Source organism: Vreelandella halophila, from assembly GCF_009856365.1.
Taxonomy (GTDB): domain Bacteria; phylum Pseudomonadota; class Gammaproteobacteria; order Pseudomonadales; family Oleiphilaceae; genus Halospina; species Halospina utahensis_B.
Genome location: NZ_WMEX01000007.1, coordinates 179,964 through 195,410, shown reverse-complemented (window position 1 = coordinate 195,410; position 15,447 = coordinate 179,964). Strand labels below are relative to the sequence as shown.

At 62.0% G+C, this 15,447-nt stretch carries 16 protein-coding genes; 2 read left to right on the top strand and 14 right to left on the bottom strand.

The features are described 5' to 3' along the window. Positions 1-19 precede the first annotated feature (19 nt). The 10 genes from GLW01_RS13235 to murJ form a co-directional block, all read right to left on the bottom strand. Positions 20-559 carry a pilus assembly PilX family protein gene (locus tag GLW01_RS13235; protein WP_160899328.1) on the bottom strand — a complete coding sequence of 180 codons (540 nt, stop codon included), beginning with the start codon at positions 557-559 and terminating at the stop codon, positions 20-22. Between the two features lies 1 nt (position 560). Then, positions 561-1,643, bottom strand: coding sequence for a PilW family protein (locus tag GLW01_RS13230; protein WP_160899327.1), 1,083 nt, complete (start codon positions 1,641-1,643; stop codon positions 561-563). Then, entirely contained in the window at positions 1,636-2,040 is a 405-nt protein-coding gene (pilV, locus tag GLW01_RS13225) for a type IV pilus modification protein PilV (protein ID WP_160899326.1), read from the bottom strand. The genes GLW01_RS13230 and pilV overlap by 8 nt, the downstream gene beginning before the upstream one ends. Further along, a complete protein-coding gene (locus tag GLW01_RS13220; RefSeq protein WP_225741713.1) occupies positions 2,037-2,501 on the bottom strand; it encodes a GspH/FimT family pseudopilin in 465 nt (154 codons plus the stop codon). The genes pilV and GLW01_RS13220 overlap by 4 nt, the downstream gene beginning before the upstream one ends. A 177-nt stretch (positions 2,502-2,678) precedes the next feature. Next, on the bottom strand, positions 2,679-3,635 hold the full coding sequence (gene ispH / locus GLW01_RS13215) for a 4-hydroxy-3-methylbut-2-enyl diphosphate reductase (RefSeq protein WP_160899324.1): 957 nt from the start codon (positions 3,633-3,635) through the stop codon (positions 2,679-2,681). A gap of 18 nt (positions 3,636-3,653) precedes the next feature. Next, entirely contained in the window at positions 3,654-4,082 is a 429-nt protein-coding gene (gene fkpB, locus GLW01_RS13210) for an FKBP-type peptidyl-prolyl cis-trans isomerase (protein ID WP_095618057.1), read from the bottom strand. Then, on the bottom strand, positions 4,079-4,591 hold the full coding sequence (lspA, locus tag GLW01_RS13205; RefSeq protein ID WP_202405721.1) for a signal peptidase II: 513 nt from the start codon (positions 4,589-4,591) through the stop codon (positions 4,079-4,081). The genes fkpB and lspA overlap by 4 nt, the downstream gene beginning before the upstream one ends. A 4-nt stretch (positions 4,592-4,595) precedes the next feature. Further along, positions 4,596-7,415 (bottom strand): isoleucine--tRNA ligase, encoded by a 2,820-nt coding sequence (gene ileS, locus GLW01_RS13200; protein WP_160899322.1) that lies wholly within the window; start codon positions 7,413-7,415, stop codon positions 4,596-4,598. Positions 7,416-7,442: 27 nt separating this feature from the next. Beyond that, on the bottom strand, positions 7,443-8,423 hold the full coding sequence (ribF, locus tag GLW01_RS13195; RefSeq protein WP_151440335.1) for a bifunctional riboflavin kinase/FAD synthetase: 981 nt from the start codon (positions 8,421-8,423) through the stop codon (positions 7,443-7,445). An 83-nt stretch (positions 8,424-8,506) separates the two neighbouring features. Then, a complete protein-coding gene (gene murJ / locus GLW01_RS13190; protein ID WP_151440336.1) occupies positions 8,507-10,102 on the bottom strand; it encodes a murein biosynthesis integral membrane protein MurJ in 1,596 nt (531 codons plus the stop codon). A gap of 154 nt (positions 10,103-10,256) precedes the next feature. Between murJ and rpsT the strand changes: the two genes are divergently transcribed. After that, positions 10,257-10,526, top strand: coding sequence for a 30S ribosomal protein S20 (gene rpsT / locus GLW01_RS13185; RefSeq protein WP_151440337.1), 270 nt, complete (start codon positions 10,257-10,259; stop codon positions 10,524-10,526). Between the two features lie 76 nt (positions 10,527-10,602). Here the strand turns inward: rpsT and proB are convergent, their stop codons facing one another. The 4 genes from proB to rplU all read right to left on the bottom strand — a co-directional run bounded on the left by proB (position 10,603) and on the right by rplU (position 13,610). Next, the gene (proB, locus tag GLW01_RS13180; protein WP_160899321.1) at positions 10,603-11,730 is read right to left on the bottom strand and encodes a glutamate 5-kinase; all 1,128 of its coding nucleotides are present in this window, start codon (positions 11,728-11,730) and stop codon (positions 10,603-10,605) included. An 11-nt stretch (positions 11,731-11,741) separates the two neighbouring features. Further along, positions 11,742-12,920 carry a GTPase ObgE gene (obgE, locus tag GLW01_RS13175; protein WP_160899320.1) on the bottom strand — a complete coding sequence of 393 codons (1,179 nt, stop codon included), beginning with the start codon at positions 12,918-12,920 and terminating at the stop codon, positions 11,742-11,744. A 108-nt stretch (positions 12,921-13,028) separates the two neighbouring features. Next, positions 13,029-13,289, bottom strand: coding sequence for a 50S ribosomal protein L27 (gene rpmA, locus GLW01_RS13170; protein WP_095618065.1), 261 nt, complete (start codon positions 13,287-13,289; stop codon positions 13,029-13,031). 9 nt (positions 13,290-13,298) lie between these two features. Further along, complete coding sequence (rplU, locus tag GLW01_RS13165) at positions 13,299-13,610, bottom strand: 50S ribosomal protein L21 (protein WP_077529122.1); 312 nt, start codon at positions 13,608-13,610, stop codon at positions 13,299-13,301. A gap of 220 nt (positions 13,611-13,830) precedes the next feature. Here rplU and GLW01_RS13160 point away from each other — a divergent pair, with 220 nt between their 5' ends. Continuing rightward, entirely contained in the window at positions 13,831-15,405 is a 1,575-nt protein-coding gene (locus tag GLW01_RS13160) for a Na+/H+ antiporter NhaC family protein (protein ID WP_202405720.1), read from the top strand. Positions 15,406-15,447: the final 42 nt, after the last annotated feature.

Genomic DNA, 15,447 nt, shown 5'->3' with positions numbered 1-15,447 from the left:
CACGATACCTCTCGCTGGCCTAGAGCTTGCGGGTATAGAAGATTTCAATGAGGCGTTGCCCCCGACCGGAAGGACTTTCCGCCCTGACAACAACCCGGAAGGCCTGGACATTACCGCCGCCACTGTCGTGTCGGTAGCCACCGATGTTGCCGTCGGTAAGCTGGGGCGGAGTGAACCCTTCCCCCATGTATTCAACGATATAACGGGGTGTTACACCCTCCACGGAATCAGCGGTGCGCGTCTTACTGTCGTCACTCCAGACAGCTTGGTCATACATGTTCGGCGCGTGCTGGCCGTCCTCAGTGGCGTTATAGAGACCATCACTGCCATCAAAATCCGTCAGGGTCACCACGTTATCCTCAATCCACTTCTCAGCGTCCTGCGCGCCTGATTCCGCAATTTCCAGCGCCATGACACCCTCACGCTGGGCAGTGGTCATACGCTCCTGCATTAAGCTCCCCTCCATCCCGGAAATGGCCAGCAAGGACAGCACCAGCAGGAGAATCAAGGCCAGAAGCAGGGCACTGCCTCTCTCGGTCATGACGGGTCTCGCTATCATTTCAGCCTCCCACCCGGTTACGCAGCGTGCTGACGCTGGTATAGACCCGGTACAGATGGTTATCCCCGGCCGTTGTTCTCAAACTGTTATTGCTCTCACAATCCAGCCATCCGGGATAGCAGTAACTTTGTGGTTCCTCGACGACATCCTCACTGGATGAGCGCACCAGCACACTGTACCGGACTGAAAGAGCCTCATCGGCTTCCGCCAGGGTATTCGGATCGCTCCAGGTATCGACCTGATCATTCCCAGTCGTATCCCGCCCGAACTGGACCTGAAACCCCCACACATTACTGACCAGATCCTCGGCACCCGAGAAGTCACCGACGGTTCCGGTGCCATCGTCATGTAGATCCATCGGATCGAACACCAGGGATCGGTTTCCATTGCCATCGGCACGGATGTAGTAAGCATTTCTCGATGGCCTCATCAGCGAGGCTCCCGGGTCATAATCCGACTGTGTGCTTGTGTCATTGCCCGGGGTTGTGCTGTTCCCGGTATTGGCCACGACCGCGTTATTCTGGACATCCGTCGCCTGGAAAATATCGGCTGACTCACAGTTATTGATGATCAGGATTTCGCCCTCTTCAACGACTCCGGTCGGATTTGTCCCAGTGAAAATCGTTGAGCTGTTGTTCGGTGTCTGAGCAGTTGTGGTCAACAGGGCGTTGCTTTGAACACCACCGAACTGAATGACATCCGATCCTTCCACCGCGCCAAAGGTGTTAGTGGCGCCGACATTGTTGTCGCCAGAGAGCGAGCTGAAGAACTCATCCCAGTTAAACCCACCATCATTCAGCATGCAGGAGAAGGGATTATCGCCATCGCCACCGCCTGGGCAGTCCTGGTCCGAGGGGGGCGTCATACACCCCCAGTAACCAGCGTTCCGAACCGCCCGCCCCAGAATGTCCACCGCCATACGACCGGATTCCTGAACCCGGGCGCTCGCTTCGTTCAAGCGGAATGTATCGCTGTTACTCGTAAAGATGTAGACCATCCCCATAGCGAGAAAGCTGGCAAGCAACAGGGCTACCATCAGCTCCACCACAGAGAGGCCACGCTGATTACCGTAACCGTCAGTCATTGTTCATCCTCGCCTGCATGGTGAAGGATTCATCCCGCTCGCCGTCGTCCTCGAAACGGTCCCGTTCCTTCCATTCCAGAGTTACTTCCAGCATGTCGTCATTCATTTCCATATCCATATCCGCATCGGTACCCAGCACATCATCCATGCGGCGCTGGAGATCCGCCGGCACACTGGCTGGTATATCGCCATTGTTGGCCCTGACCCGATCCGCCATTTCCGAAACAAGCATGGTCGCGGTTGTCCGTTTATGCGCCAGGTTGGTCTGCTCCAACGCCACCAACTGGGTGCTGGCAATTCCAAGGAGTCCGATCGCCAGAATCACGACCGCAACAAGCACCTCAACCAAAGAGAGCCCTCTCTCGGAACGTCCTTTTGCCAGAGATCCCGTTTTCATGGGCAGTCCTCCTCGGTGGTTGTCACCTGACCGCCGCGGCTGATATCAATGCGCCGATCATTGCCTCCACTGTCTCCACAAAGCCGTAGCGTTTCGTTACTTGTTGCCAGACCATTACCACGGAAGGTTACCGCGTTACCGGAGATCGCCATTCGGGTTTCAGATCCCTGGAACTGGCGAAGCGTATTACCACCCATGACAACCTGGAATCCCTGATCCCAATCACCACTGGTTGGCTGGAGCGTTACCTGCTGCCCTTCGCGCAGCGCCTGCGACCGCGCAAAATTTAGGGCGCCCACAAGACGGTTGGTGCTTGATGTCACCTGATTGTTCTCAACGAGGGTCTGGAACCCGGGCACCGCAACCGCCGCAATCACAGCCAACAACACGATCACGATCATCAGTTCAACCAGCGTGAACCCTCTCTGGGTTAGCCCTGCTGTGCGGACAGAATTTTCCATTCCAATACGCCTCATGACGCGCCTCGTCCAATCGATGGACACGGTTCAATGACTCAATGTTCAGAATAGCGTGGGTTACGGAAATGTCAGCCGGTGGCCGACGAGCGGAACGGATGAGGGGATGAGCGGTAAAACGGTGTGAAAGATTTCACACCGGAATGATCACGGAGGCCCGGGTCAGGCCTCCACTTCCTTGGCGGGAATCCGCAGCGCCTTGGGCATGCTGAACACCACGTTCTCCTGTTCGCCTTCGAGCTCGTCAGGAGTCTCACCACCGAACTCGCGCAGGCGCGCCACGACCTCTTCAACCAGGACCTCAGGCGCGGAGGCCCCGGCCGTCACGCCCACGGCGCCCACGTTTTCAAGCCATGAGGCTTCAATCTGGTCAGCCGCATCAATCAGGTAGGCGGGCGTATCCATACGTTCAGACAGCTCGCGCAGGCGGTTGGAGTTGGAACTGTTGGGCGAGCCCACCACCAGCATCAGGTCGCACTCGGCGGCGAGCATTTTCACCGCGTCCTGACGGTTCTGGGTGGCGTAGCAGATGTCGTCCTTTCGCGGACCCTGGATGGCCGGGAAACGGGTCTGCAAGGCATCGATCACGCGTGCGGTGTCGTCCATGGAAAGTGTTGTCTGGGTCACGAAGGCCAGCTTTTCAGGGGTCTTCACCTGCAGCTTCTCGACATCGGCCTCGCTTTCCACCAGGTAGATGTCACCGCCATTGCTGCGGTCATACTGGCCCATGGTGCCTTCCACCTCGGGGTGGCCGGCATGGCCGATGAGGATGCATTCACGGCCTTCCCGGCTGTAGGTCATGACCTCCATATGCACCTTGGTCACCAGCGGGCAGGTGGCATCAAAAACCTGCAGCCCGCGGTCCTGGGCTTCCTGCTGAACAGCCTGGGAGACGCCGTGGGCGCTGAAGATCACCCAGGCATCGTCGGGCACCTGGTGCAGCTCGTCCACGAATACGGCGCCACGCTCGCGCAGGTTGTCCACTACGAACTTGTTGTGGACGACTTCATGCCGCACGTAGATAGGGGCGCCGTACACATCGAGCGCCCGATTGACGATCTCGATGGCGCGGTCAACGCCGGCACAGAATCCACGGGGATTGGCGAGCTTGATCTGCATGGTCATGATTCCCGGTGCTTACTGGACATCCACAATCGAGACTTCAAACTCAAGTGTCTTGCCCGAGAGTGGGTGGTTAAAATCTACCTCAACGGTATCATCATCAAACGCCTTGATGACACCGGGCACTTCTGCCTTGGCCGCATCCGCGAAGGAGAGCACCATGCCCTCTTCCAGCGGCAACTCGGGGCTGAACTCGCGGCGCTTGAAGGTCTGGACGTTGTTCGGGTTGGGCTGGCCAAAGGCGTCTTCAGGCGGTACTGAGAAGGTCTGCCGGTCGCCTGCTTTCAGGCCGTGCAGGCAGCGCTCGAACGCCTCCGGCAGGTTACCATCGCCCACGGTCAGCGTGGCCGGCTCTTTCTCAAAGGTGGAATCCACGTCCGAGCCGTCTTCCAGCCGCAACGCGAAATGCAGGGTCACCTGGCTGTCCGGTCCGATTACGCTCATTGCCTGTTGCCCTTTTGCTGTGACCCGCTGTCGCCCTGCTCGCCGCTTATAAACAGATCCAGCAGCAGCATAATGGCGCCAACGGTAATGAAACTGTCCGCCACGTTAAAGGCGGGGAAATGGTAGCCGGCCCAGTGGAAATGGAAAAAATCCACCACATAGCCGTGCACCACGCGATCGTAGAGGTTGCCGACAGCGCCGCCAAGCACGAATGCCAGCGCGATGCCAAGCCAGGTCTCGTGCCGCTTCAGCCGTGTCAGCCACACCACCAGCACCCCCGAGATGACGACCGCGAGCGATACGAAAAGCCAGCGCTGCCAGCCGGCCCCCTCCGAGAGGAAACTGAAGGCCGCGCCGGTGTTGTGCAGCAGCGTCAGATTGAAGAACGGCAGAACCACGTTGGCCTCACCGTAATCCAGCATGGCCGTGGCGGCGGCCTTGGTGGTCAGGTCCGCGATCACGATGAAGGCCGCGATGATGAGCCCGTTACGGGCCAACGGTGTCAGCATACCGTTACGCAAACCGCCGTTTTTCGCCATCGCCGCTGATGTTGCTGATGCAGCGGCCGCACAGATCCGGGTACTCGCTGTGCTCGCCCACATCCGGGCGATGGTGCCAGCAGCGTTCGCACTTGGTATGGCCGGCGGCGACCACCGCCACCTTGAGCCCTTCCACGTCCGTCTCCGGGGCATCACCCACCTCGGCCAGCGGCGCGACACGGGCCTCGGACGTAATCATCACGAAACGCAGCTCGTCACCCAGGCGCTCCAGCAGTTCCTTAAGCCCGCCGTCCGCGTAGAGGGTGACCTCGCCGCTGAGCGAGCCCTTGATCGTGCCTTCATTCCGGGCCGCTTCAAGCTGCTTGTTCACGGCGCTGCGCACCTCGATGAGCGTATCCCACTCATCCTGCTTGATCGGCGCGTCCGCAGGCAGCGCTTCCAGCCCTTCGTGCCAGGTGGCCCAGTGCACGCTCTCATCGCGCTCCCCGGGGATATGCTGCCAGATCTCATCCGCCGTAAAGGTCAGGATGGGCGCGATCCAGCGCGAGAGGGCCTCGGCCACGTGATAGAGCGCTGTCTGGCAGGAACGCCGCTCCAGGCTGTCCGGCTGGGTGGTGTATTGGCGGTCCTTGATGATGTCCAGGTAGAAACCGCCCAGATCCAGGATGCAGAAGTTGTGTACCTTCTGGTACACCTGCAGGAAGCTGTAGCGGTTGTAGGCGTCGATCACCTCCTCCTGAAGGCGCCGCGCCCGGTCCACCATCCAGCGGTCCAGCGCCACCATGTCATCAAAGGCCACACTGTTTGTGGCCGGGTCGAACCCGTCCAGATTGGCCAGCAGGAAGCGCGAGGTATTGCGGATACGCCGGTACGCGTCTGCCGTGCGCTTGAGGATGTCCTGGGAGACTGACATCTCGGCGCTGTAGTCCGTCGCCGCGACCCAGAGCCGCAGAATATCCGCGCCCAGCTCGTCCATCACCTTCTGGGGCGCGATCACGTTGCCCATGGACTTGGACATCTTGTAGCCCTTCTCGTCCACGGTGAAACCATGCGTCAGCACTTCCTTGTAGGGGGCCATCTTCTTGATGGCAATGCCGGTCTTCAGCGAGGACTGGAACCAGCCGCGGTGCTGGTCCGAGCCTTCCAGGTACAGGTCCGCGGGGTAGCGGTTTAGGTCCTCGCGCCGGTCCAGCACCGAGGCGTGGGTCACACCCGAGTCAAACCAGACGTCCAGTGTGTCCGTCACCTTCTCGTAGGTGTCCACGTCATCGCCAAGCAGTTCGCGCGCATCCAGCTCATACCAGGCGTCGATGCCGTCCTTCTCGATGGCCTTCGCGGCCGCCTCGATCAGCTCAGGGGTGCGCGGATGAAGTTCATAGGTGTCCTTATGGACGAACAGCGTGATTGGCACCCCCCAGGTACGCTGGCGTGAGATGCACCAGTCCGGGGATTGCTCGATCATGCCCTCGATGCGCTGCTGCCCCCAGGACGGAATCCAGCGCACACCGGGAATGGCCTCCAGAGCGCCTTGCTTGAGCCCGTTGCGGTCCATGCTGATGAACCACTGGGGCGTGGCCCGGTAGATAAGCGGCGTCTTGGTCCGCCAGCAGTGCGGGTAACTGTGTTTGAAGGACTCCTGGAACAGCAGGCAGCCCTCGCGCGCCAACGCTTCACAGACCGGCGTATCCGCCTTGTAGATGTGGATGCCCGCGAACTCACCCGCGGCTTCGGCGTAGGTGCCGTCCGCCTTGACCAGGTTAAGTGTGCCGATGCCGTTCTCGCGCCCGATCTCGAAGTCATCGGGGCCGTGGTCCGGTGCGGTATGAACGAGGCCGGTACCCGCATCCGTGGAAACATGATGCCCGAGCACAACAGGTACTTGGCGTTCATAGAGCGGGTGCTGCAGCATCACCCCGGTGAGCGCCGCGCCACGGCAGCGTGCCACCACCTCGGCGTTCTGCAGGCTCCAGCGCTCGGTCACCGTCTCGCGCAGCTCTTCGGCTACCACGAGGTATTCGGCGCCACGACCAGCGTCGGCACGGATCAGGCTGTATTCCAGTTCCTCGTTAACGGCCACCGCCTGGTTCGCGGGAATGGTCCAGGGGGTCGTGGTCCAGATCACCAGTGATACCGGAGCATCCAGTCCGTTTTCACCAAACGCGGAAGCCACCCTACCCGGATCGACAGCCGGGAAACGGACGTCAATCTGGATGGAGGTCTTCTCCTGGTATTCCACTTCGGCCTCAGCAAGCGCGGACTGGCCGACCACACTCCAGTAGACGGGTTTGAAGCCCCGCTCCAGGTGCCCGTTGTCGATGATACGGCCCAGGGAACGGACGATGTCCGCTTCCACCTTCGGGTCCATGGTCAGATAGGGGTTATACCAGTCCCCCATTACCCCCAGGCGGATGAAGTCCTGACGCTGGTTGTCCAGCTGCTCGGCGGCGTAATCGCGGCAGGCCTGGCGGAACGTCTTGTAGTCCACCTTGTCGCCGGCCTTGCCGATGTCCTGCTCAACCTTGTGCTCAATGGGCAGCCCGTGACAGTCCCAGCCCGGCACATAAGGGGCATCATAGCCCATGAGGTTGCGGGACTTGACCACCATGTCCTTGAGGATCTTGTTGACCGCATGACCAATGTGGATGCTGCCGTTGGCGTAGGGCGGGCCGTCGTGCAGCACGAAGCGCTCGGCGCCCGCACGGCGCTGGCGCAGCGTGCCGTAGAGGTCCAGACGGTTCCAGCGCTCAAGCATTTCCGGCTCGCGCTTGGAGAGGTTCCCACGCATGGGGAAATCCGTCTTTGGCAGGTTCAGCGTGTCTTTGTAATCGCTCATGAAGGTTCCCGGAGTCTGTCGTTTCGGTCAGCGTTCCACATTGGTCGGTACCGGGCGGTTGTTCGCCAGCCAGTCACGCCCCTGGTTGATGTCCTCGTGAATCCGTTTTTCCAGCTCGTCCACGGAATCGAACTTGACCTCGTCCCGCAGATGGTAAAGGAAGGTCACCCGTAACCGCCGACCGTAGAGGTTGGCGGAGAAATCCAGCAGGTGCACCTCCAGCGACGGGTACTGCCCATTGACCGTCGGGCGCATGCCGATGTTCGCAAGCCCCCGCTCAACATGCCCACCGGGCATCTCGACCGTCACCACATACACCCCCCGTAGCGGCGGTTTGCGCCCGCTGAGCAGGATATTGGCCGTGGGCACCCCGAGTTCACGCCCCAGGGCCTTGCCGTAAACCACCCTGCCGGAGAGCGAATAGGGCCGCCCCAGCAGTTCGTGGGCATCCGCCAGCCGGTTTTCACCCAGCGCCTGCCGCAGACGGGTGGAGCTGATACGTTCGCCCCCCACCCGTATGGTCTGGGTATGCTCCACTTCAAAACCCCGCTCGGCACCAACCTGTTGCAGAAGCCGGAAATCGCCCCTGCGGTCACAGCCGAAGCGGAAATCATCGCCCACCACCAGGTGCTGCACGTTCAGCCCTTCCATCAGGACCTGCTCGATGAAGTCCATGGCCGAGAGATTGCGCAGCCGGGAGCGGAACTGCAGGCAGACCACAATATCCACATCATGGGAGAGCAGCATTTCCACTTTTTCCCGGAAACGCATCAGCCGTGGCGGCGCATCGGCACCGCCAAAGAACTCCCGCGGCTGGGGCTCGAAAACCATTACCACCGAGGGAACGCCCAGCTGATGGGCCCGGTCCCGCACCTGGTCAATGATTACCTGGTGACCACGATGGATACCGTCAAAGTTGCCTATGGTGGCGACACACCCATTCGCAAGGGGGTTGTCACTGCGTTCCGCCCAGCGCTTGAGATTGTGCAGCCCTCGGATCAGCCGCATGCGGGGCTCCTCCTGATTTTCGGGGACCGCGGATTATACCGCAATGGTGGGACCGGGCCCAATGCCCGCCGTTGCAACAGGCCTCAATGCATACGGAAATGCCGCAGCCGCACGCCGCAGATCAGGAGCACGGCGAAGTAGGCCAGGACCCCACCGGTCACCAGAGCGGCAGTGAAGGCGATGCGCGTGAGCAGATCAAAGTCCAGCCACTGCGCAGCCGCCGGCGCGAAGGCGAACAGCAGCCCACCCATGACAGCGTTGGCCGCCAGCAGCTGCAGCGCGAAGCGCCCCCAGCCTGGCTGGGGCCGGAAGACGCCTTCGCGGTACAGCCCCCGCAGCAGCAGGCTGCCGTTCATCCAGGCGGAGAGTGCCGTTGCCAGCGCCAGCCCGGCGTGTGCCAGCGGCCAGACCAGGATGAGGTTGAAGACCATATTGGAGGTCATGGCGATCACCGCGATCCGGACCGGGGTCCGCATGTCCTGCCGGGAAAAGAAACCGGGCGCCAGAACCTTAACCAGCATGAAGGCAATCAGCGCCAGGGCATAGGCCCGCAGGCTCTGCGCCGACATGAACACATCCCGCGCTGTGGTTTCGCCGTAATGGAAGAGGGTTGCGACCAACGGCTCCGCCAGCAGGCACAACGCCAAGCCTGCCGGGATACCCAGCAGCAGCACGCTGCGCAGCGCCCAATCCAGAGTGCGTGAAAAGGCATCCATGGACTCGTCCGCGTGTTTGCGGGAGAGATTCGGCAGGATCACGGTGCCGATAGCGACACCAAAGATCCCCAGCGGCAACTCTGAAAGGCGATCCGAGTAATAGAGCCAGGACACACTGCCCGTCTCTAGCATTGAGGCCAGTATGGTATCCAGCAGCAGGTTGATCTGGCTGACCGAGACCCCGAACAGCGCGGGTGCCATGAGCTTCATGATCTGGATAACGCCTTCATGCCTATAATCGATTCTTGGCCGCGGCAGCAGATTGAGGCGGGCCAGAAACGGCAGCTGGAACAGCAGCTGCAGAACACCGGCGATCAGCACCCCCCAGGCCAGTGCCAGCACCGGCTCCTGCATATAGGGGGTCAGCCAGATGGCGCTGGCGATCATGCTCAGGTTCAGGATCACGGGCGTGAACGCCTGGACCCCGAAAATGTCGTAGCTGTTCAGTGTGCTGCTGCAGAAGGCCGTAAGCGAGATCAGCATCAGATAGGGGAAGGTGATGCGCAGCATTTCCACCGCCAGCGGGTAGCGCACTTCGTCCCCGATGAAGCCAGGCGCAAACGCCGCCGTGATCCAGGGCGAGCCCAGTACCGCCAGCACGGACAGCACCAGCAGCACAAACCCCAATGACCCGGCCACGGTATTGACCAGTGAGTGCACCGACCGGGTGTCATACTTCTGGCGATATTCGGAGAGCACCGGCACAAACGCCTGGTTGAAGGCACCCTCACCGAAAAGCCGACGCAGGAAGTTGGGAATCTTGAACGCCACAAAGAAAGCGTCCGCGTCCGGGCCGGCCCCGAAGTAGCGCGCGATCACAATGTCCCGGGCCAGCCCCAGGACCCGGGAAAACATGGTGAAAACGGCGAAGATGCCGGAGGACCCCAGCAGGCCACGGGAGCGACCGGCCGGCGGCGTCTCATCGCTCTGCGATGCTGGCTCTGTCTGCGGCTCCTGAGTCATGCCTGCTGATCCCGGGTAAAAACGCCGGATACTACCACCCCGCCCGCCGGATGACGACAGCACCACCGCCCTGTCCTTGACAACAGGCCATCTGCGCGGCATTATTCCGCGTCATTTCAGACCCATTGGTAACCCGAATTCGAGGAGTCAAACGGTGGCCAACTCTCCGCAAGCAAGAAAGCGTGCCCGCCTCAACGAGATCCAGCGCAAGCACAACGCTGGTCAGCGCTCACGCGCCCGTACCTTCATCAAGAAGGTCGAGACCGAGCTGAACAAGGGCAACGCGGAAGGTGCACGGGAAGCGTTCCGTCAAATGGAACCCGTGCTCGACAGCAGCGTAAACAAGGGCATCTTCGCCAAGAACAAGGTGGCCCGCCACAAGAGCCGCCTCAACGCCCGCATCAAGGCGCTTCAGTCCGCCTGATCGGCACCGGGTTGCCGTCCAGCAGACAGACCCCGCCTCGGCGGGGTCTGTCTGTTTCAGGGGCGGAAAAGCCGGTTTACACCAGAACCATGTTATCCCGGTGTATCAGCTCCTCCTCCTGAAGGTAACCCAGCCGCTCGGCAATCTGCTCACTGGGGCATCCCACCAGTTGCCGGGCTTCAGCCGCATCATAGCTGACCAGCCCACGCGCGACCTCCCGGCCCTGTTCATCCACACAGGAAACCATTTCGCCACGCCGGAATGCACCCTCTACCCGACGCACCCCGACCGGTAGAAGACTCCGCCCGCCTTCAGTGAGCACCCGCACAGCCCCTGCGTCCAGAACCAGCCGCCCACGCGTGCGCAGATGCCCCGCCATCCACTGCTTACGGGCATCCAGCCGCTCCTGGTCCGGAACCAGAAGGGTGCCTACCGGCTCACCGGCCCGGGCCCGGGTCAGGACCGCCTCCATGCGTCCACCCGCGATCAGCGTGAAGGCGCCGGAGCGGGCCGCCAGGCGGGCCGCGCGAACCTTGGTCGCCATACCCCCGCTACCGAGCGCACCCCGCCCCCCGCCGGCGACCATAGCGTCCAGACGCTCATCGCTGGCATGCGCCTCCGGAATCAGCGCGGCGCCAGGATTGCGGCGTGGATCGCTGTCATAGAGCCCCTCCTGATCCGTCAGGAGAATCAGGCCATCCGCTTCCACCAGATTGGCAACCAGCGCGCCCAGAGTGTCGTTGTCACCAAAACGGAACTCATCGGTGACAACGGTGTCATTCTCATTCACAACGGGCACAACGCCCATGGGCAGCAGCGTCCTGAGCGTACTCCGCGCGTTCAGGTAACGCTTGCGGTCGGAAAGGTCATCATGGGTGAGAAGAATCTGGGCGGTATGGCTGCCGTAGCGCTGGAACTGGGCTTCCCAGGCCTGCACCAGACCCATCTGCCCCACTGCCGCGGCCGCCTGCAGTTCATGCACATGCTCGGGCCGCTGCAGCCATCCAAGGCGGCTCATGCCCTCGGCCACGGAACCGGACGAGACCAGCACGATTTCCACGCCAGCGCGCTTCCAGACCATGAGCTGGTCCACCCACTGGGTCAGAATGCTCTGGGAAAGACCGCGGCCGTCGTCGGTCAGCAGCGCGCTGCCGATTTTCACCACCAGCCGCCGGGCCTCAACAATACGCTGGCGCTCAGTCATGGCGCGCAGCCTCAGCGCACGTAGACCACCTCGACATCGTGATCATCGTCCTCGTCGTCATCATCATCGTCGTCATCATCCTGTCGGGGGCTACGCAGCGACTGGATGTGCTCCCTGGCTTCCTCATCCACACGTTCACGCAGCTCGGCCTCGGCCCGCGCGAACTCCGGATCATCCCGCTCAAGTTCGTCGCGCTCCTCAAGCCAGCGCATGATCGCCTGGGAGAGAGCCTGGATTCCGTCACCACTGAGCGCCGATACCAGGAAAACCGGGCCCTGCCAGTCCAGCGCCTTGCGCATGCGCTCCACTTCCTCCTCGGCATCGGGAAGGGAGTCCGACTTGTTGATGACCAGCCAGCGCTCACGCTCGGCCAGAGCCGGACTGAAACGCTCCAGCTCATGGGTGATGGTATGGACGGAATCCACGGGATCCGCGTCATCCCAGGGCATCGGGTCCACCACGTGCAGCAGAAGCCGGGTGCGCACCAGGTGACGCAGGAATCGGATCCCCAGGCCAGCGCCCTCGGAGGCGCCCTCGATCAGCCCCGGAATATCCGCCACCACAAAACTCTGGTGCGCCGCCACGGATACCACGCCCAGGTTGGGCACCAGGGTCGTGAAGGGATAGTCCGCGACCCGTGGCTTGGCCGCGGACATGGCGCGGATCAGTGTGGACTTGCCCGCATTGGGCAGGCCGACCAGGCCCACGTCCGCCAGCACCTTCATCTCCAGGCGGATCTCCCGGGCCTCACCCGGCGAGCCGGAGGTGGTCTGGCGAGGCGCCCGGTTCACGCTCGACTTGTAGCGGGTATTACCGAGCCCGTGAAAGCCGCCCTGAGCCACCAGCAGGCTCTGACCCGCCTCGGTCAGGTCGCCCAGGATCTCGTCCGTATCGCAGTCGACCACGGTTGTGCCCACGGGCACATCCACAACCCGGTCCTCACCCTTACGGCCGGAGCAGTTGCTGCCACGGCCATCCTCGCCGGTACCGGCGCGGAACTTACGCTGATAGCGGTAATCCGCAAGGGTGTTGAGGTCGCCGTGTGCCCGCAGGAGAACAGAACCGCCGTCACCACCGTCGCCTCCGTCCGGCCCACCCTTGGGCACGAACTTCTCACGGCGGAAGCTCAGGCAGCCATTACCACCCTTCCCGGCCTGGACCACAATGGTGACTTCGTCTACGAACTGCATGGAATGCCTCGAATCAAAAAACCCCGCACCGGGTCGGCGACCGCCACTGGCTCAGCCAGCAGCGGACAGCACGTCGGCACGGGGTCGTTCAGCGTCCGGAAGCGCGGTTCAGCCCGCGGATTCGACGCTCACATACTTACGGTTACGGGGCCCCTTCACATCGAACCGCACCACGCCCTCGTCCAGGGCAAACAGGGTGAAGTCCTTGCCAATGGCCACGCCCTGGCCGGCATGGAAGCTGGAGCCGCGCTGGCGAACAATGATGCTGCCGGGCTTGACCGCCTGGCCACCGAACGCCTTCACACCCAGTCGTTTCGACTCGGAATCGCGTCCGTTCTTGGTACTGCCTGCTGCCTTTTTGTGAGCCATGCTGCCCCCTTAAGCCTTGATACCGGTAATCTTGACTTCAGTGTACCACTGCCGGTGCCCCATCTGCTTCATGGAGTGCTTCCGGCGGCGGAACTTGATGATCTGGATCTTGTCGTGACGACCGTGACTGACCACTTCGCCGGTCACTTTCGCGCCTTCCAGGTCCGGGGTGCCGATCTTCACATCGTCCCCTTCGCCCGCCAGCAGAACACGGTCGAATTCAACCGTACCGCCGGTCTCGGTCTCGATTTTCTCGAGCTTGATCTTTTCGCCTTCGCGAACGCGGTGCTGCTTACCACCGCTGACAAACACTGCGTACATGCGCCTTCTCCGTCGATGACCCATCCCTGCTCTTTGACCTGGTTCTAAGGGAAGCAATCTGGCAACCCTATAGCAGGGAGCGGCAGGTATTGGGATGAGTTACAGGGCTGCGGATTATAGAGAAATCCGCCCCCGGAGACAAGCACAACAACCCTCGTGGTGAGCAACCGGGTGCGTTATGCTCCGGCCAGGCAGTATGCAGAATCAGGGAGACCGGAACATGAACGGAAACCGTCACGAAACCAGCCCCGTTACAGGGCCGAACAGACGCGTGATCGCCGCCCTTGCCGGGATTGCACTGGGCGGCACTGGCCTCTACCTGGTGGGCCAATCCCACCCGGGCGACGCGGAGCACTTCGGGTTCTGGTCTCTGGTACCGCCCGCACTCGCGATTGTGCTCGCCTTCTGGCTGCGCGAGGTCATCAGCGCCCTTGCCATCGGCATCATCGCCGGCGGACTCATTGCCGGGCAGGTGAACGTCATCGACGCTTTCCTGATCCCCTCTATCGGTACGGAGAGCTACGCCCTCATCCTGCTGGTCTACCTGTGGGCCCTGGGCGGTCTCATCGGCATATGGACCCGGACTGGCGGCGCCGCCCGCTTCGCCGGCTGGGCTGGGGAACGGATGGTCCGCGGCCCGGTCAGTGCCCGCCTGTTCACATGGATCATGGGGCTCATCTTCCACCAGGGCGGCACCATCTCAACCGTGCTGACCGGCACCACGGCGCGACCGCTTGCGGATAAACACCGCGTCTCCCACGAAGAGCTGTCCTACATCACGGACTCAACGGCCTCGCCCGCGGCCACCCTGATCCCATTCAACGTCTGGCCCATCTATGTGGGCGGCCTTCTGGCCGGCACCATCCCACTCTTCGACAGCAGCGAGGATGGCATCCAGTTCTTCTTCCAGGCCCTGCCCTACAATTTCTACGCCATCGCCGCCCTGCTCATCACACTGCTCTTCGCACTGGACCGGCTGCCCTTTTCACCCGGCAGGCGGATGCGCGAAGCCATGAGCCGGGCCCGGGATACCGGCAAGCTCGACCGCGACGGTGCCAGCCCACTGACCTCCAGGGAGCTTACCGATAACCGCGTTCCGGAAGGCTACCGTACCGGCCTGTTAGACTTCCTGGCACCAATCGGGGTCCTTCTGGGCGTTGCCATCATCCCCTACTTTGTGACCTACTTCCTGCTCGGCTGGACCGGAGGCGACCAGGATCCGCTTCTTCTGGTGGCCGAAGCGTTCATCCTCGCCGTGATCACCGCCATTGTGATCGCCCTGGTCAAGGGTATGCCCTTTGACGAGGTCATGGGTGGGTTCGTGGATGGCTGCAAGGGCGTCACCATCGGCGCCATCATCCTGGGGCTGGCCGTATCCCTCAAGGACGTCACCGACGCCGTTGGCACCGCCGACTTCCTGGTCTCCACCGTTGGCGACAGCATACCCGCGGCACTCATGCCCGCACTGCTGTTCGGCCTCTGCCTGGTGATCGCCTTCGCGACCGGCACTTCCTGGGGCACCTACGCGGTCATGATCCCCATCGCCATGCCCCTGGCCTGGCACATTGCGCCGGAGCCGTTCTTCGTCACACTCTGCTTCAGCGCTGTGATCGGAGGCGCTGTCTTCGGGGACCAGTGCTCGCCCATATCGGACACCACGGTGCTGTCCTCACTGGCCACGGGTGCGGACCTGATGGACCATGTGCGCACCCAGATCCCACTGACCGTCCTCGCCGGCGGCATTGCCGTAGTGGGCTATACCCTGCTGGCGCTGGTAACAGGGGCGGGGAGCTGACCGTTCAAGTTGACAGCCCCGGGCGCGCCCCATAATGTACGG